Here is an 18,278-nt window from a genome sequence, read left to right on the forward strand (position 1 = left end):
GAAACGTACGCCTCTCAGAACGGTGTGCGGTCGAGCCACGCATCCCAGGTTGCGGTGTCGCCGAACACTTCCAGTCCGAGGTCGGCAGCTGTGCCCCGCCGCGTGACCGCCATCAGCAGCTTCTGGGCCGGGCCCTTGAGCGCGACGGTGCCCTTGCCGTGGCTGTGGGACCACCCGAGCCCGTCCTCGTCGTGCTCGACGGTCCACTCCCCCGTCGGCCCCAGACCGTCCTCAGTCGCGTGCAGGTGGATGCTGGCACCCATTGGCAGCGGTTCTCCGTGGCGTTTCTTGGCCATGGCGGTGGCGATCTCCAGCCATTCACTGACCGCGTCGGCGGCAAGGTCGGCCGGCAGCACGAACTCGGTTCCCACGGCCAGCGCAGCGTCGGCGTGGTGTACCGCCGCCTCGTGGACGCGTCGCCGTACCCACCAACCCGCGGGTTTGGGGCCCAGGAAGGTCCAGATCCTGGCGTCGGTACCGATCTGGTCCACGGACTTGAGGACCTGGGCCGCGCCCGCGTTGAGCCACTCGATGGCGGCGTCGGGATCGTCGGGCGGCTTCCCGTCATGGACCTCACGTGGGTCGAGCGGTGAGACCCGGCGCTCGGAGATAATCTGTGCCGCCCAACGGTTTCCGCGCCCGACATGGCGGAACAGTTGTTTGAGCGTCCAGTCCGGGCACGTCGGCACCGGCGTCTCGGGATCGCTGGAGGCGATCAGCTCCCCGAAGCTCCGGGTCTGGTCGAGCAGAGCGGCTCGGAAGTCCACGTCACGAACCTACCGCTGTGCGTGCCTTTCCGAGTGTGATCGGCAGAGTCGACCAGCCGCGCAGGATTCGGGTGTCGCGGCGACTGCCTTCGCCGGCGGCCCGCGCGTCGGGGAAGCGGTCGAAGAAGGTCTGCAGACCCACCTGGCCCTCGGCTCTGGCCAGGGCCGCGCCGAGGCAGAAGTGACGGCCGCCGGAGAACGACAGGTGGCGTCCGGCGTTGTCGCGTTCGATGTCGAAGCGGTGCGGGTCGGTGAACACCGCGGGGTCACGGTTGGCGCCGGCCAGGTGAATGATGACGAGTTCGCCGGCCTGCACCGCGGTACCGGCCACCTCGGTGTCGCGCAGGGCAACCCGCGCACTCATCAGCACCGGTGAGTCCAGCCGCAGGATCTCTTCCACCGTGTTCGGCCACAGCTCGGGGCGCGCCGCCAGGGTGTGTAGATGCTCCGGATGGTCGAGCAGCATCCGGATGCCATTGCCCAGCAGGTTGACCGTGGTCTCGAATCCGGCGGCCAGCACCAGCCCGGCCAGCGCCCGCAGTTCGGACTCGTCGAGCGGTTCTCCGGCTGCGCCGGCATCGGAGGCGGCGATGATCTGGCTGAGCAGGTCGTCACCCGGGTTGCGCCGCAGGTGGCGCAGATGATCGGTCAGCCAGGTCTCGAATCCGTGGATGCCGGAGTTCACCTGCTGGTACTGCTGCCAGCTCAGTCCGATGTCGAGACTCGGCGCGCCGAGCTCACCGAAGCGCAGGACCTGGGGCCGATCGGCGTCGGGGACACCCAGGATGTCGCTGATCACCGCGACGGGCAGTTGCGCGCAGTAGCGGTCCACGATGTTGACCACTCCGGCGTCGCCGTCCATCGAGTCCAGCAGGGCGTTCGCGGTTTCCTGGACGCCTTCCCGCAGCCGGGCCACCGCGCGGGTGGTGAACACCGAGGAGACCAGCTTGCGGTAGCGGGTGTGATCGGGCGGCTCCGTCGCGAGCAGCGACGGCGGCAGCAGCGGGTGCAGCATCCCGGTGTCGGTCTTGTCGGCCACCCAGCGCAACGGCTTCGGCAGGTTGCCGCCGAGCCGCGACACCCGGAAGTCGTCGGAGCGCAGCAGGTCGGTGGCCACGTCGTGGTCGAAGGTCATCAGGAGGGCGCGGCCGCGCACAAGCGGTCCGTGCCGGCGCATCTCGTCGGCGAAAGGCGCCGGGTCGGCCCGCACCGCTGGGTCGGCGATCAACCGAGCCTGCGGATCCCCGCGACGTATGCCGACCGCAGAAATGCCTCTAACCACCCCGTGCAGGGCCATCCATCGGATTCGTTCCCGCATGGCCCGAGCCTACGACCGCGGAAATTGTTCTACAAGCGTCAAACAGTGGCGACGGGGCGTCCCAGCGCGTAGACCCGCCACCCGGCTGCCCGCCACCGCTCCGCATCCAGGCAATTGCGGCCGTCCACAACGACTTTGACCCGCACCGTGTCGGCCAGCTCGGCCGGGTCCAGGTCGACGAACTCGGCCCACTCGGTGAGCACCAGCACCGCGTCGGCCCGATCGCAGGCTTCGATGACCGAGGTGGAGTAGTTCAGCGTGGGGAACACCCGCTGCGAGTTGTCCATGGCCTTGGGGTCGTACACGTTGACCGCGGCCCCGTTCAGCTGCAGCATGCCGGCGACGTTGAGGGCGGGCGAATCGCGCACATCGTCGGACTCGGGTTTGAATGCCGCGCCGAGGACGGCGATGTTGGCGCCGAGTAGCGATCCACCACAGGCCCGGGTGGTCAGTTCCACCATGGCGGTGCGCCGACGCATATTGATGCTGTCGACCTCGCGCAGGAAGGTCAGCGCATGGTTGGCGCCCAGTTCACCGGCGCGGGCCATGAAGGCGCGGATGTCCTTGGGCAGGCAGCCGCCACCGAAACCCAAGCCCGCGTTGAGGAATCGCCGCCCGATGCGTGGGTCGTAGCCCAGCGCGTCGGCCAGCAGCGTGACGTCCGCACCCGCGGCCTCACACACCTCGGAGATCGCGTTGATGAAGGAGATCTTGGTGGCCAGGAACGCGTTGGCCGACACCTTGACCAGCTCGGCGGTCTGCAGATCGGTGACCAGGAACGGCACGCCGTCCTCGATCAACGGCGCGTAGAGTTCGCGCACCGCGGCCTCGGCACGCAGCGAATCGTGCTGCACCCCAACCACAATGCGATCCGGGTGCAGAGTGTCGTGCACGGCGTAGCCCTCGCGGAGGAACTCCGGGTTCCAGGCCACCTCGACGTCGACGCCCGCCGGAGCGAGTCGGCGCGCCCGCTCGGCCAGGTCGGCGGATGTGCCGACCGGGACGGTCGACTTGCCGACGATCACCGCGTTGCGGCGCAGGCGTGGCACCAGGGTGTCGATGACGGCGTGCACGTGGCGCAGGTCGGCGCTGTATTCGCCCTTCTTCTGCGGGGTCCCGACGCCGAGGAAGTGCACATCGGCGAAGTCGGCGGCCTCGTCATAGTCGGTGGTGAAGCGCAACCGTCCCGCATTCAGGTTGTCGTTGAGCACCTTGCGCAGGCCGGGCTCGTAGAACGGGATGTCCCCGGCGGCGAGTTTGGCCACCTTGCCCGGGTCGATGTCGACCCCGATCACCTCGTGGCCGAGCTCGGCCATCCCCGCCGCATGTGTCGCGCCCAGATAGCCGGTACCGAATACGGTGCATCGCATACTGCCTGGATAGGCCGCGAGTATGAGCTAGCTGCTACGTGACACTGAGCGGCAGGCCAACGTCAGGTGACGGTTGGAGGAGGGGCCCTAGATCCACGAGATCAACGCCATGGTCGTGGTCGCGCGCTACGAACAACCATGCCGTTGCATTCGACGCGATTGGCGTCAGTGGCCGCCGAACGACGGGAACGGCCATAGCCCTCCGCCGTCACCGCCACTGCGCGAACCACCGGACCGGCCTGGGTTCCAATCGCCGGATCCCGAGCCACCCGGGTTCCAGTCGCCCGAGCCCCGGCCCGGGTTCCAGTCGCCGGACCCACCGGACCGGCCGGGATTCCAATCGCCCGACCCGCGGCCGGGGTTCCAGTCACCCGAGCCTGAGCCCGGCCACTGCGGGGTTTCGGGTTCGTGACGCGATGGCGGATCCCACGGCCGCTGACGCTGCGGCGGGTCCCACGGGGGACGGAAGATGTTCGGCAGCCGCGGCGCAGGCGGCAGCACGACCAGCGGCGGGATGTACGGCGCCGGCGGGTTGTAGATCGGGGCCGGCGGCGGCGCCACAGGCTCCGGGGCCGGCGGCGGAGCCTCGGGGGCCGGAGCGGGCGCCTCGGGCGCCGGAGCCGGAACAGCGGCGGGCTGCTCGACGTAGACCGTGCGCGGTGGCGCCTGCGGCGCCGGTGCCGGAGCCTCCTGGACCACCGGGATCGGGGCCTTGATGGTCTCGGGCGGCGGAGCCGGTGGTGGGGGTACCGCCGCTTCCGGCGGCGGTGCGGGTGCCGGGAGTTTGGCCGGAGCGCTGGGCGCCACGGCACCTTGAGCCGGGGAGGGCCGTTGATCGACCGTCGGCCGGATGCTCACCGCAAGCGAAATAACCAGGGCCACAACGCCAACCACGAACACAGAGGTCAACGCGGAACCGACGAGCAGGAACGGTTTGCGCTCACCTTCCATCGGCATCTCGTCGTTGACGAGCTCCACGACCGGCTCATCGCCCAGCGGGGCCATCTCGGTAGCCAGACCGGCCAGCGCGTAGGCGCTGCCCGCGGTGGTGCCGTCGGGATCCTGCGAATAGGCCAGCCCGACCGTGGTCGCCTCGAACGCGGGCGCATTGGCCGAGGCCAGCGCGGCGCCGCGGGCCAGCGCCATCTCCGGCTCGTCGGGGGCGCTGACCGGCAACGACACCAGGTTCTCCAGATGCGCCTTCACCGAGGCGACATCGACACCTGAGCCCAGCACGAACATGCCCTGCGGCGCGGAGTCGGAAGCCTCGACCGCGGCGGCCATCTCGGAGAGGACGGCCATGGCGTCGGTGCTGTGCAACGACTGGGCCAGCACCTTGACCACCGAGCCGTCGTCGGTCTTCACCACCGACAAGGTCGCGGCGTCACGGTCGATGAACAGCAGCGCCGTGGTGTCGTAGCCGACCGCGCGGCCGACCGCCTGGGCCAGTGCCGCGGCGGCGTGACTTTCGGAGACCAGCATGACATCGTCGATGCCGTGCGCAGACAGTGTGTCGCGCAGCGCCGCGGCGTCGGAATGGTCCGTCCAGGTGACGCCGATCGACTTCAGATGGTGCCCGCCCGAAGTGGCGCTCTCCTGGGTTCCGAGGATGGCCGCGACCACCTGATCGGACGCAGTGGTGGTTGCCGAATCATCACCGGCGGTGACATCGAAGACGTCGTGATCAACTGTGACCCCGTCGGCCTTCTCCCCCTCGACCAGCACCATGCGGACCGTCGTAGGTGCCATCGCCACACCCAATACGATGTCCACCAAGCCCTCCAATGTGTTTGCTGCACTGCTTTTGTCGCCATTGCGCACACATTCCGCACGAACCGACAACTAGAACCTTTTTCGGCGTAACCAGGTCGATCGTTACACCTGCCCGCATTAGCTGCGCCGCTAGATTCTGGTCGGACCGCGACGGCATGCTGCGCGCCGGCGCCGGTTAGTTAGACCCTACTCGGCATTACGACAAACAGCGCCGCCCGGTTCATCCCGCGCTGTCTTCCTCGGCGGGATCGGGGCGCTGCGTCAGGCCGCCGGGCTGGCCCAACTGGCCCAGGGTTCCACCGAACAAACCGGGCCGACGCTGGGGCAGATGCCCGTGCACACCTTCGGCGTAGGCGGACTCTGCGTGCTGGGTGAAATCGACGCCGGTGGTCTCGTCCTCGGGGCTGAGCCGGAAGCCCATGAACCGGTCGATGGCCTTGGCCAACAGGTAGGACATGGTGAAGGCGTAGGCCGCCACGACGACCGCAGCGAGCAGCTGCTTACCCAGCTGTGTCAGCCCGCCGCCGTAGAAGAGGCCCTGCGGACCCTGGGTCATCACCTCGGTGGCGAGGAATCCGATCAGCAGCACGCCGACCACGCCGCCGACGAAGTGCACGCCGACGACGTCGAGCGAGTCGTCGTACCCGAAGCGGAACTTCAGGCCGATTGCAAAGGAACACACCACACCGGCGGCCAGGCCGACGACGACCGCGCCGAGGGTGTTCACGGTGCCGCACGAGGGGGTGATCGCCACCAGGCCGGCCACCACGCCGGAGGCCGCGCCGAAGGTGGTGGGCTTGCCGTCGCGGACCTGCTCGACCGTCAGCCAGCCGAGCATGCCCAGGCAGCCGGCGACCAGGGTGTTGAGGAAGATCGCGGCGGCGGTGCCGTTGGCGGCCAGCGCCGAGCCCGCGTTGAAGCCGAACCAGCCGAACCACAGCAGGCCGACGCCGAGCAGGACGAAGGGCAGGTTGTGCGGGCGCATCGCGTCCTGCTTGAAGCCGATGCGGGGGCCGAGCACCAGAGCCAGTGCCAGCGCCGAGGAGCCGGAGACGATCTCGACGACGAGGCCGCCCGCGTAGTCGAGGACGCCGAGGCCGGCCAGCCAGCCGCCGGGACCCCAGACCCAGTGCGCGACGACGGCGTACACCGCGACCGCCCACAGCGGGACGAACAGCATCCAGGCGGCGAACTTCGCGCGGTCCGCGATGGCCCCGCTGACCAGGGCGGCAGTGATGATCGCGAAGGTCAGCTGGAACGTGGCGAACAGCAATTCGGGTACCGCGCCGTGGGCAGTGCTGGGCGTGATGCCGAGCATGCCGAAGTGCTGCAGGCCGCCGATCAGGCCGCCACCCGCGTCCTCGGAGAACGCCAGGGTGTAGCCCACCAGCAGCCAGGCCACCGTGACCAGCGGGATCGAGATGAAGCTCATCATGATCATGTTGAGCACGCCGGTGGTGCGGACCATGCCGCCGTAGAAGATGGCGAGGCCGGGGGTCATCAACAGGACCAGCGCGGTGCTGGCCAGCAGCCAGGCAGTGGCAGCCGGATCGATCTCGTGCACGTCGGGCTCCTTCGGTTCCGACGAGAATGTCCGGCGCGCGTTTCAGGTGCGCGGCGAGCGTGTTTCCGGCGTGTTTCGTGTTGCGGTGTGGTTACTGAAAGTTCACCGGGCTATGTGTTGGGCGCGGTGCTTTGGCGCGCTGAGCCTCGGCGCGGCCCGCTTCCGCTGAGCCTCGACGCCGCTTTCCACACCTGGGCTGGTGATCGGCAAATTCCACGACCCCCACGTAGAAAACGACGCACGGGGTGGGAGGGCTGGCCTCGCCCATCACGCCCAGCGGCCACTAATGGCACGCGAATCACTGGCCTGCGTGTCTTAGGTGGCCACTCGATGCCGCAGGCTCAGGCCCTGCCTAGGACTTGATGAAGTTCAAATGCGAGCGTGACGGCGTCGGACCACGCTGGCCTTGATATTTCGAGCCGACCTTGTCGCTGCCGTACGGGTGCTCGGCCGGGCTGGTGAGCCGCAGCAGGCACAGCTGGCCGATCTTCATGCCGGGCCACAGCGTGATGGGCAGGTTGGCGACGTTCGACAGCTCAAGGGTGATGTGCCCAGAGAATCCCGGGTCGATGAACCCGGCCGTCGAGTGCGTCAACAATCCGAGACGGCCCAGAGAGGACTTGCCTTCCAGTCGTCCGGCCAGGTCATCGGGCAGCGTGCACACCTCAAGCGTGGAACCGAGCACGAACTCGCCGGGGTGCAGCACGAACGGCTCGTCTTCGGCGGGTTCAACCAGGGTGGTCAGCTCGTCCTGCTGTTTGGCGGGGTCGATATGGGTGTATCGGGTGTTGTTGAACACCCGGAACAGGGTGTCCAGGCGGACATCGACGCTCGACGGTTGCACCAGGGCATCGTCGAACGGCTCGATGGCCAGGCGTTTCGCGGCGATCTCGGCCCGGATGTCCCTATCGGAGAGCAGCACCCGACGAGCGTATCGGTTAGCGACGGACCACCCCCGTCAACGGCGGCACAACGCTGTCGGCGTAGGGCGCGGCCAACGATTTCTCAGCCGCCCGACCGGCCAGGGGCACCACCTTGCGTACGACGACGCGCACGGGCGGCTCGGTCGGCGGGACCGGCGCCGCGTGTTCGGCCGGCGTCGACGCCTGCGGCGGAGGGCTGCCGTCCTTCCCGTGGACCGTGAGCGCCAGGAACACCGCACCCGCCACGATCAGCACCGCCGTGGTCAGGATCATGGTCAGGGTTCGCATCACCGGGTCGTACTTCGGAGCAGATGCCGCCTCGTCCCGAAACTCGGAGCTGGCGAGCAGCGCACCGCGCGCCAGCAGCAGCGCCGCGTCGTCGCCCAGCACGACGGGCCGCGACATCACTGAATTCACCTCTTCGACAAGGCTTTCCGCGTCTGGTGCGGATCCGGCGATGGCAACTTCGGCGATCGGCTCGGGGAAGCTCTCGCAGATGCCGCGCAGCGCCAGCACCGCCGTCGCCTCGTCAGCCCCGTCCAGGCGGCGGAAACGCAATCGGCGTGTGCCGTCCTCTTGCTCGTCGCCGATCACGGCCAGCATGGTCTCCTCGGGTTCCACCACGCACAGCGCGATGGAGTCACAGTCCGCCACCTGCACGGTGTATTCGGCGGCGGCTTCGAGCGCGTCGGTCGTGGAGACCACTGCCACGTTGGCGACGCCTTGCTCCGCGAGGGCGTCGAGCACAAGTTTGGCGTGAGCGTCGGCGGCGTCAGTCCAGGTCAGCGTGACGCGGGTGACGGTGTATCCGTTCGCCGGCGCGTCGGCGTAGGTATCGAGCACCGCCTTGACGACGTACTCGTGAAAGCCAGGGTGCTCGACGCCGATGCGCGTGTCCGTGTCGAGCGAGTCGTGGTCGATCACCGCGCCGTCGCCATGAGTGCCCTCAACCAGGAGAAGCCGGGCGTCGCGCGAGGTCATGGCAATACCGATAACAACATCCATGGGTAGAACCCCTTGATTGGTTCGGCCCGTCGTGCGGACCTGTTCGCTCCATTCAGCGCCGGATGGAGCCCACGACTACCGACGGTAGAGGGGGCTCCTGAGAGCGACGGCCCGAGGTTTTACGCGACTCTCAGGGTCGGGCATGAACAGCAATCATGTTCTGGGGTCATATGTTTCGCCACACCGTCCGAGACCCCGGATCCACACTGGGCAGCCGCGCGTCGACTGCGCCTGCGACCTTCGCCAGTTGCCGACGATCACCCTCGGCGTGCACTGGCGTCAATTTCTTAGACTCACCGAGACGATGCCCGCCCGCCTTACCCACAACCCGGGTCGGGTTGCTATCCTTCGTCAGCACCACGCCGATGTAGTTCAATGGCAGAACATCAGCTTCCCAAGCTGAATACGCGGGTTCGATTCCCGTCATCGGCTCCATACATGCAGGTCAGCGACGCAGCTGCGCATCCAGACCCCGAACGCGGGCAATTGAACATTTCCACCGCACCTGGCTAATCCGGTGCGCGATCATCGGAACCGACCTGGACCACACGAGTAGCATTGGCACTTGTCGGGGGCCATCGGCCGGAGGTACCGATCATGTTCGACGCGACCCGCTTACTCGTCGTTTCTGCCGCAGCAACACTGACGCTGAGCTTCGGCGCCGCCGTCGCCAATGCCGACCCGCCAACACCCGGCTCCCCCTGCGGCCCTGACAAGGTGATCACGTCCGTCAACACCTGCGAGCCGCTCAACTCATCGTGCACAGGGTATGACGGCATGGTGATCGGGCGGGTGGCCGCCGACGGCCGGTGCGTGATTCCGGGGCTCGACGGCACCCGGTGGTAAGCCGGACCGGTAGCGGGCGAGCCGTCACCGACTGGCGGTAATTGCCGCTGCTCCAGCACCAGGCGACCACGAGAGTGGTTGCAGCGCATTACTTCAACGAACGACTGCGGACGGCGTTCTTCACCGTCGTGCAGTTGCTTGATCTTGCCAGCGCCCGGCTCACGCCGCATCACCCTCCCATTCATTGAGAACCCTCATTGACAATTGCCCTCGCCGGCCTGACAGTGCTAGACGTCCGCGGAACGAAAGGCACGTCATTGAGCACGAACCAGCCCGAAGACCAGCTCAACGAGCTCGGCTACTACGCCGTGACCCGCCACCCCGCGGATGTCCGGGTGGTCCTGCCCGAAGCCCGGACCGCGGATGCGCTTGGCCTCGGCTCCTGCCACATAGGTGAACGCTTCACGGTGAAGGACCCGGCGGTCCTCTCGGGAGCGGTCGCGGGCGCCAGCACCACGCTGGGCATCGCGCCGTCGACGAATTACCACACGCGCCATCCCACGGTCACCGCGACGATCGGCTCGACGATGCACGCCCTCACCGAGGGCCGCTTCGCCATGGCGTTCGGCCGGGGAATGGCGGCGTACTGGCAGGCGATCGGTCTGCCGGTGGTGACCGAGGCCAGGCTGCGCGACTTCTTCGGCATCCTGCGCCGGCTCTGGGCCGGCGAGATGATCCTGGATCACGACGGCCCGGCCGGGAAGTGGCCGTTCCTGCGCCACGCCAGCGGCCTGCCCGACGGACCTCCGATCGGCCTGGTGGCCGTCGGCCCCAAGACGATGGAGCTCGCCGGCGAGATCGCCGATTTCGTTGTGCTCCACACTTTTTTCTCCGACGAGGCGACGACGTCATCCGTCGAGGCGGTGCGCCGGGGTGCGGAACGCGCCGGCCGGGACCCTGACAGCGTCCGCATCTGGGCGTGCCTTGCCACCGTCCCCGACGCGTTGTCGCCGGAGGATCAGATGCGCCGCGGGGTCGGGCGGCTCGCCACGTACCTGCAGGCGTACGCGGACGTGTTGGTATCGGCCAACGGCTGGGATCCCGCGGCGTGGGAGCGGATCAAGCAGACCGAACTGTTCGCCGAAGCGGCCGCCGCGGGGCCGATCGACGCCACTGCCTCGTTCGAGACGCTGCAGCGGATCGCCGACCTGATTCCCGCCGACTGGCTGGACTCGGTGGCCAAGGGATCGCCGCAGGACTGCGCGAAAACCATTGCCCGGCAGTATGACCTGGGCACTCACTCGGTCATCATGCATGGCGCGAGTCCGCACGAACTCGCGCCCGTCGTGCAGGCCTACCGGGACAACCGGCCGACGCTACGGCGCGCAGTCGCGGCGAACCCCGGGCGGTTCGCCTGAACTCCCACGAATCCCCGCAGGCCACCCGCGCCCGGGAGCAGTGGGTGGCGGCGGTCCCGTCTGCGGCCATCCAGTCGGCCGCAGGCACCCGGCTGAACAAGCGCGGCCTGGAAACCCGGGCACGCCTACTCGACGTCGCCATCCACTGCCTGGCCGACAGCGGCGGCGAGCCGGTGTCGGCCAATCGCATCGCCAAAGACGCGGGCGTCACCTGGGGCACGGTGCAGCATCAGTTCGGCGACCTGGACGGGCTGTGGGTAGCGGTGATCACCGAAATCCATTCCCGCAGTTGGTCACCCAATGCAGACAGGCCGGCGCGCACCGGCACCTTGCGCGAGCGGGTGACAGCAGCCATCGACTCGGTCTGGACATACCTGGACACCACCGAAGGTCGGGCACTCACAGCATTGCGCACCTCACTGCCCGCACGCCGTTCTGATATCGCCGCCGAGTATCCCTTGACGGCAGCAGCTTTCGCGGCGCGCGAACTCGACTGGATTCAAGGGTTCGACTACCTGATGGACGGACTCGATCTCGACCCGAACCAACTGTACCGGGTTCGGTGCCTGTTGCCCGCTGCGATCCGGGGACTGAGCAACGAGCGCCAGATCGGCTTTACCTCGGACCTGGAGATCGCCCGCGTGACATTGGCCGACGCGATCGTGGCTTTGTTGACCCAACAGCGGTCTTGATGCGCCCACCCCGGCACGGTTTTCCACACCCGGGCTGTTGACCGGCGGCGACTACGACCCTGCGGTAGAAACCGGCGCCGACGCAGGCCCCCGCCCCGCCCGAGCACCCCTCCGCGTGAGCGGATAACAGCACAGCCCGATCAGCAGCGCCGCCATATGTCCGATCGCGGTGAAGTTGATATTGCTGACCAGCGCGGCGCCGAAGTACACAAACGCCGCGCCGAGGTACACCCAGCGCCACGGGCGCGGCATGCGGTAGGCCAACACCGCCCCTACCCCGGCGAGAAAGTAACTAACCCCGACGTCGCGGACATGGACGAGCCGTTCGGGTGCGACGTGGTCGTGGATCGCCAGGAATAGCAGACCTTCGCTGATGTAGGTTGCCAGCACGTGTGCGATCAAACCGACTGTCAACCAACGGATCTGGCCGAGCCAGCGCTCTGCCGGGGCAAGTATCAGGCTAAACAGCACCAGGTAGGGCGTCCAATAGCGGCCGTCGATCCACAACAGGCTGGTGACCAACACGTAGAGCGGATCCGTGCCCAGGTGGTGAATATTGGTCGATCTCTCGACCAACAGAGCATGAAGCTCACGCCCGTGCATTTGGTGCTGAATAATCGTGGTGACCAGCAGCGCGGCCAGCCAGGCATAGGTCAGCGGGGCGCTGCGAACATATCTCCACACCGCCGCCGGCCATGCCCTCGGGCGCACGACATTCAGTATGTGCGCCAAACCTGGGCGTGCGCCGAGATTATGCAGTCCTGGATGGGCGGCGCCCCGTGGCAGCACCTCGCCCGGCGCCCGAAACCCAAAAGCGACCACAATCGTGAGCCGATTCATGTTTACGAATTAACAAGGCGCGCAATAATTTTGATCGATTCATGATGAACCGACCGGAATGCATTGAATGTATAGGCCAGAACATCAGGCCTCCACAGCAGACTCACAACCACCAGGCCCCTTCACATGGGATACTCCCTGGATGGGCAGCGCGCCGCAGCACGAGATGACCCGAACTCCGGTCGATGAACTATCGGCATTCGAAGTCGCAACCCGAGATCTGGTAGGCGTGGCGCTGCGCAGCGTCGACCAACTGGAGATCTCACTGCCGCAGTGCCGACTACTGCTCGTGCTCCAGGCGCGCGGGAAGTCGACATCGACGGAGTGCGCGCAGGCGCTCGGGGTCGTCGGGTCGACGGTGACGCGGTTGGCCGACCGGCTGGATGCCTCCGGCCATCTGACGCGCGGCTCCGACCCGAGCAACCGCAGTGTCGTCACACTGTCGCTGACCGACCGTGGCCGCAAACTGGTCCGGCAGGTGAACACCCGCCGCCGGCGGGAACTCAGCAAGGTACTCGATCGGCTCGATCCAGCCGAGCGGGCGGCCTGCGCATCGGCATTGCGCAGTTTCCATGAGCTACTCGCCGACGATGACGCCGACGATTTGAATCGTCCGATTCCACTGTAGGAATATCACCCATAATGGGTGATCTCTTGGCCCACAATGCAAATCAACTGTTAGCAACTCGTGCCGTCAGTTATCCGGACAATCTGTTCAATCGGGCATAGTGTCAGCGGACATGGAATCGAATACCGATGACATGGCCCAGTCCGAGGACAATAAGCGCGGCAAACTGTCGAGACGTTCGATGCTGGGGGGCATCGCTGCCACCGGAGTCGGAGTAGCCGCTGCCGGAGCGTTCGTCGCCGGATGCGATGACAACTCTGGAAAGCCGGGCGCCAGTACCAAAGCCGGCCCTCCCGACTACGGAACGGGCATCAACGAAGGCTTCGACGGCAAGATCGAACTGGATGTTCGTGACTCAAAGCCGGATTGGAAACCCTTCGAACTCAAGCATGCCCCGGAGGGCGCACCCAACGTCCTGGTGGTGCTCTTCGACGACACCGGTATGGCCTCGTGGTCGCCGTACGGCGGCCGGATCAACATGCCGACGTTGCAGAAGCTGGCAGACAACGGGCTCACCTATTCGCAGTGGCACACCACGGCGCTGTGTTCGCCCACCCGGTCCTGCATGTTGACCGGCCGTAATCACCACGTCAACCGGTTCGCGACCATCACCGAGGGTTCCGACGGCTTCCCAGGCGCGGCGGCACGACTGCCCGCGCAGTGCGCGACGGTCGGGCAGGTGCTGCAGGACAACGGTTACAGCACCTTCTGGGTGGGCAAAGACCACAACGTGCCCGAAGAGGACGTCTCCAGCGGCGGTAGCAAATCGGAATGGCCGCTGCAGAAGGGCTTCGACCGGTTCTACGGGTTCCTCGGCGGTGAAACCAACCAGTGGTATCCCGACCTGTCCGAGGACAATCGGTTCATCGATCAGCCGTACCCCCCTGAACAGGGCTACCACCTGTCGAAAGACCTTGCGGATCAAGCTATTCGGATGCTGCGTGACCAGCGCTCCAGTAACCCGTCCAAGCCTTGGTATATGTGGTTCTGCCCCGGCGCGAACCACGCTCCGCATCACAGCCCCGAGGAGTACTCCGCGAAGTACAAGGGCAAGTTCGACGATGGCTACGAGGCCTACCGGGAGTGGGTACTGGGCCGGATGATCGACAAGGGCATCATGCCCAAGGGCACCGAGCTGACCCCCATCAACCCGTTGCCGGCCGACGTGGCTTCGGAGGCCGATGCGGTGCGGCCGTGGGATTCACTCAATCCCGACGAGAAGAAGTTGTTCAGCCGGATGGCCGAGGTGTTCGCCGGTTTCTCCGAGTACACCGATGCCCAGGTCGGCCGGGTCGTCGACTACCTGGAGCAGACGGGGCAGCTGGACAACACCGTCATCTTCTACTGCGCCGACAACGGCGCGTCCGGTGAGGGTTCGCCGAACGGGTCGGTCAACGAGAACAAGTTCTTCAACGGCTACCCCGATGACCTCGCCGAGAACATGAAGATGCTCGACAAGCTCGGCACCCCCGACACCTACAACCACTACCCGACGGGCTGGGCGGTGGCATTCTCCACACCGTTCCAGATGTTCAAGCGGTACTCGCAGTTCTCGGGCGGCACCTGCGATCCGATGGTGATCCACTGGCCCAAGGGCATCAAGGCCAGGGGCGAGGTGCGTCACCAGTACCACCACGCCACCGATGTCGTCCCGACGATCCTCGACGTCGCGGGGATCGAGATGCCCGAGGAGTACCGCGGCATCAAGCAGTACCCGGTCAACGGGGTGTCGATGCGGTACAGCTTCGACGGCGCCGATGCCCCCACCACGAAGAAGCGGCAGTACTACGCGATGCTGGGTACCCGCGGTATCTGGCAGGACGGCTGGAAGGCCTCGGCACTGCACGCACCCATCAGCGGTAAGGGCCATTTCGATCAGGACAAGTGGGAGCTCTTCCACGTCGACGAGGATCGCTCCGAGGCCAAGAACGTCGCCGATCAGAATCCGGACAAGCTCAAGGAGCTCATCGACGTGTGGAACGAGGAGGCCAAGAACAACTACGTCCTGCCCCTCGACGACCGCACCGCCGTCGACCTGATCACCATTCAACGGCCCCAGTTCGAACCGCCTCGCACCCGCTACCTCTACTACCCGGACACCGCGCCGGTGCCCGAGGGCGTGGCGGTCAACATCCGTGGCCGGTCCTACAAGATCATCGCCGACGTGGATATGACCAAGGATGCCCAGGGCGTGCTGTTCGCGCACGGTTCCCGCTTCGGCGGGCACTCCTTGTTCATCAAGGACAACAAACTGCATTACGTCTACAACTTCCTCGGTATCAAACCCGAGCAGGTGTTCGTCTCCGGTCCGCTGCCGGAAGGCAAGCATGCACTGGGCATGGAGTTCGTCTGGGAGAAGAAGGGCGAACATGGTGAATCCCTGGGAACCACAATCCTTTACGTAGACGGCAAAGAGGCCGCGAAGGGACCGATGCGGGCCCAGACCGGCAAGTTCACCCTCGCCGGTGACGGGCTCTGCGTCGGATTCGACAGTGGCGACAACGTGTCCGATCTGTACCAGAACCCGGGACGGTTCACCGGCGGCACCATCAAGGGCGTCGCGGTCGACGTGAGCGAGGAGAAATACCTCGACCTCAACAGGGAGGCGCAGGCCGCGTTCGCGACCGACTGATCCACGGAGCCGACACTCTGGCCCAGCACCCGGTGCTGGGCCAGAGTGCTGTTTGCAGGCCCGACTAGTTTGTTCAGAGAACCCTGACGATAGGAGCGGCCATGGACTCCGACACGATCTGGCGCAATGTCGATGAACAGCGCGGACACCTCGCTGATCTCCTCGACACTCTCGAACCGCAACAGTGGGCCACCCAGTCACTGTGCGCGGGTTGGACGGTGCGCGAGGTGGCCATCCACATCACGCAGTCCCACGCGAGCATCGGCGAGATGTTGCCGGCGGCGCTCAAGTCGGGCTTCCGGTTCGACGCGATGGTCCGCCGGGCGGCGCTGGAGGACCCATCCGACCCGGCCGCTATCACTGCACGACTGCGCGCCATGGCCGGGTCGCGTAAACGCCCGCCGCTGACCAAAGAGGTCGATCCGCTGCTGGACATCCTGATTCACACGCAAGATATCTGCATCCCGCTCGGGATCGACCGGCCGATGCCCCCAGACGCCGCCGTCGCCGTCGCAGACCGCCTGTGGCACATGAAGTTTCCGTTCGCCCCGCAACGGGACCTACCGGGCTACCGGTTCGTCGCCACCGATGCCGACTACGCCGTCGGCCCGGAATGGGGCGGCCGGCGCGAGGTGCCGATCCGAGACATGGTGCTGATGTTCGCGCGACGACGCGACGTGCCCGACGCAGAACCCGAGGCCGACGACGAGACCCCAACCGACTAGCTCCCGTTCTGCACCTCGTGCAGCCGCTTGTACAGGCCGTCCTGGGCCATCAACTCTCGATGGTCGCCGCTCTGTGAGATGCACCCGTCCTCGAGTACCAGGATCCGGTCGGCTACCGCGGCAATGAAATCCAGATCGTGGCTGATCACCAGGCAGGTGCGCTCGCTGGCATAGCCGCGGATCACCCCGATCATGCGGGCCCGCTCATCGGCGTCGAGATTCTCGGTCGGCTCGTCGAGCAGCAGCACCTCGGGACGGCGCAGCAGACAGCGCGCGAGGGCGATCAGGCGTTTCTGCCCACCGGAAGGGATCTGGACATCGACCACGGTGTCGTAGCCGTCGTGCATCTTGGTCTCGATGACCGCATGGATATGGGCCTCGGTGCAGGCCTCTTCGATCTCGGCGTCGGTGGCCTGTGGGCGGGCCAACCGGATGTTCTCCCGGATGGTGTCCTTGGTGAAGAACGGGAACTGGGCGAGTTTGGACACCTGGTCGCGCAGTGAGACAAGCGTGACAGTCGAAATATCCTTGCCGTCCAATAGGATCCGCCCACGCTGCGGGTCGCGGAATCTCAGGAGCAGGTTGAAGACCGTCGACTTTCCTGACCCGATTCCGCCGACCAGTCCCACCGTCTCGCCCTCAGCGACCGTGAACGACAACCCGTCCAGTACGTTCTCGCCGGCGACATAGCCGAAGGTCACGTCCTCGAATACCAGGTTGCCGTGCACCTCGCCGAGCGCCACCGCGTCCTCGGCTTCGCGCACCGAAGGCTTGGTGTCGAGCAGCTCGTAGGTGGACATCACGTTCGGAGCCAACGACTGGTAGGTGGTGTAGGCGCCCAGGACTCGTTGCGCGGCACCGAACATCGCCGGAACCACACCCGCGAACACCAGCAGCCCGGCGAACGTCAGCCCGAAGTGCCCGCTGAGCCCGACACCGACCAGCAGCACGACGACGGTGCTGAGGGCGACGAAGATCTGCGAGCCATTGACGGTGGCCTGCATCCAGACCACCGAGGCCGCCGATCCCTTGGCGGCCTCCTCTGACACGGCATGAAACCGCTTGCTGCGGACTGGTTGCGCGTTGAACGTCTGAATCTCGGCGATCCCGCTGATCGTCTGCTCGACCTCGGCGGCCATCGCCCGCTCGGCGTTCATCACCCGCCTCATCACCTCCTGCACGTGGCGGCCGGCGAATTTGAGGGTGAGCAGAGCCAGGGGTGTCAGCACCAGCGCGGCCACGGTCATCTGCCACGAGATGGCCAACAGGTAGCTGATCACCACCACGAGCACCACCGCGTCGATCAACGGGGGCAACAGGCAGTCGGTCAGAAGTCGCTGCACACCAGCGGATTCCGTCATCACCCGGTGCATCAGCTCGCCGCTGCGCGAAGTCAGGAAGAAGTCCAGGGACAGCGACTGTAGGTGGTCGTGGACACGCTGGCGGATGTCGACCAGCAGGACCCGTTCGACCCTCGCTCCGATCCAGGCGTTGACGAAGTACATGAGCTGGGTCAGCACCAGGGAGGCCGCCCAGACCACGAGCAGCACCGCGAACGGCACCGGTCCGGCCAGCGCGTGCAGCAGGCCGTCCTGACGGGCGACCAGCGGTCCGCTCAGATCCCATACCCCGCTGAGGTTTCCGCTGTTGCCGGCCTCCGAGATGACCTGGACCATCGGCCCGAAGGCCGCCACGGTGACATAGGGCAGCGCCGAGGCGATCACCCCGATCACCAACAGTAGTGTCAGCACGCCCCGCACCGACCGCAGCATGCTCAGACTGCGCCGCACCAGATACAGCGACGATGCCACGTCGGCCACGCGCACCCCCTCTGTCC

General features: G+C 66.5%; 15 protein-coding genes and 1 tRNA gene. 7 read left to right on the forward strand and 9 right to left on the reverse strand.

The window, feature by feature from the left end:
* Nucleotides 1-14: 14 nt before the first annotated feature.
* From AC4LGL_RS30615 to AC4LGL_RS30645, 7 genes are all read right to left on the reverse strand, one after another.
* Nucleotides 15-767 carry a maleylpyruvate isomerase family mycothiol-dependent enzyme gene (locus AC4LGL_RS30615; RefSeq protein ID WP_463790425.1) on the reverse strand — a complete coding sequence of 251 codons (753 nt, stop codon included), beginning with the start codon at nt 765-767 and terminating at the stop codon, nt 15-17.
* Between the two features lies 1 nt (nt 768).
* On the reverse strand, nt 769-2,085 hold the full coding sequence (locus AC4LGL_RS30620; protein WP_491842035.1) for a cytochrome P450: 1,317 nt from the start codon (nt 2,083-2,085) through the stop codon (nt 769-771).
* Between the two features lie 38 nt (nt 2,086-2,123).
* Entirely contained in the window at nt 2,124-3,455 is a 1,332-nt protein-coding gene (locus AC4LGL_RS30625) for a UDP-glucose dehydrogenase family protein (RefSeq protein WP_491842036.1), read from the reverse strand.
* 165 nt (nt 3,456-3,620) lie between these two features.
* Entirely contained in the window at nt 3,621-5,228 is a 1,608-nt protein-coding gene (locus AC4LGL_RS30630) for a DUF7159 family protein (RefSeq protein ID WP_491842037.1), read from the reverse strand.
* 220 nt (nt 5,229-5,448) lie between these two features.
* On the reverse strand, nt 5,449-6,792 hold the full coding sequence (locus AC4LGL_RS30635; protein WP_491842038.1) for an ammonium transporter: 1,344 nt from the start codon (nt 6,790-6,792) through the stop codon (nt 5,449-5,451).
* Nucleotides 6,793-7,144: 352 nt separating this feature from the next.
* Nucleotides 7,145-7,714: a dCTP deaminase gene (gene dcd, locus AC4LGL_RS30640; RefSeq protein ID WP_491842039.1), complete on the reverse strand. Its 570-nt coding sequence runs from the start codon at nt 7,712-7,714 to the stop codon at nt 7,145-7,147.
* A gap of 16 nt (nt 7,715-7,730) precedes the next feature.
* Nucleotides 7,731-8,720 carry a DUF7159 family protein gene (locus tag AC4LGL_RS30645; RefSeq protein WP_491842040.1) on the reverse strand — a complete coding sequence of 330 codons (990 nt, stop codon included), beginning with the start codon at nt 8,718-8,720 and terminating at the stop codon, nt 7,731-7,733.
* A 361-nt stretch (nt 8,721-9,081) separates the two neighbouring features.
* Between AC4LGL_RS30645 and AC4LGL_RS30650 the strand changes: the two genes are divergently transcribed.
* The 4 genes from AC4LGL_RS30650 (at nt 9,082) to AC4LGL_RS30665 (ending at nt 11,616) form a co-directional block, all read left to right on the forward strand.
* Nucleotides 9,082-9,155, forward strand: a tRNA-Gly gene (locus tag AC4LGL_RS30650).
* A 162-nt stretch (nt 9,156-9,317) separates the two neighbouring features.
* Entirely contained in the window at nt 9,318-9,566 is a 249-nt protein-coding gene (locus AC4LGL_RS30655) for a hypothetical protein (RefSeq protein WP_491842041.1), read from the forward strand.
* Nucleotides 9,567-9,823: 257 nt separating this feature from the next.
* Nucleotides 9,824-10,924: a TIGR03857 family LLM class F420-dependent oxidoreductase gene (locus tag AC4LGL_RS30660; protein ID WP_491842042.1), complete on the forward strand. Its 1,101-nt coding sequence runs from the start codon at nt 9,824-9,826 to the stop codon at nt 10,922-10,924.
* Nucleotides 10,925-10,968: 44 nt separating this feature from the next.
* Nucleotides 10,969-11,616: a TetR/AcrR family transcriptional regulator gene (locus tag AC4LGL_RS30665; protein ID WP_491842043.1), complete on the forward strand. Its 648-nt coding sequence runs from the start codon at nt 10,969-10,971 to the stop codon at nt 11,614-11,616.
* A 51-nt stretch (nt 11,617-11,667) separates the two neighbouring features.
* On the opposite strand, the gene AC4LGL_RS30670 is transcribed toward AC4LGL_RS30665, so the two are convergent.
* On the reverse strand, nt 11,668-12,456 hold the full coding sequence (locus AC4LGL_RS30670; RefSeq protein WP_491842044.1) for a rhomboid-like protein: 789 nt from the start codon (nt 12,454-12,456) through the stop codon (nt 11,668-11,670).
* A gap of 142 nt (nt 12,457-12,598) precedes the next feature.
* Here AC4LGL_RS30670 and AC4LGL_RS30675 point away from each other — a divergent pair, with 142 nt between their 5' ends.
* The 3 genes from AC4LGL_RS30675 to AC4LGL_RS30685 all read left to right on the forward strand — a co-directional run bounded on the left by AC4LGL_RS30675 (nt 12,599) and on the right by AC4LGL_RS30685 (nt 16,441).
* Entirely contained in the window at nt 12,599-13,084 is a 486-nt protein-coding gene (locus AC4LGL_RS30675) for a MarR family winged helix-turn-helix transcriptional regulator (protein ID WP_491842045.1), read from the forward strand.
* A 112-nt stretch (nt 13,085-13,196) separates the two neighbouring features.
* Complete coding sequence (locus AC4LGL_RS30680) at nt 13,197-15,716, forward strand: arylsulfatase (protein WP_491842046.1); 2,520 nt, start codon at nt 13,197-13,199, stop codon at nt 15,714-15,716.
* 101 nt (nt 15,717-15,817) lie between these two features.
* Nucleotides 15,818-16,441: a maleylpyruvate isomerase family mycothiol-dependent enzyme gene (locus AC4LGL_RS30685; RefSeq protein WP_491842047.1), complete on the forward strand. Its 624-nt coding sequence runs from the start codon at nt 15,818-15,820 to the stop codon at nt 16,439-16,441.
* On the opposite strand, the gene AC4LGL_RS30690 is transcribed toward AC4LGL_RS30685, so the two are convergent.
* Nucleotides 16,438-18,261 (reverse strand): ABC transporter ATP-binding protein, encoded by a 1,824-nt coding sequence (locus tag AC4LGL_RS30690; RefSeq protein ID WP_491842048.1) that lies wholly within the window; start codon nt 18,259-18,261, stop codon nt 16,438-16,440. The genes AC4LGL_RS30685 and AC4LGL_RS30690 overlap by 4 nt on opposite strands.
* Nucleotides 18,262-18,278: the final 17 nt, after the last annotated feature.

Source organism: Mycolicibacterium arcueilense, assembly GCF_058536225.1.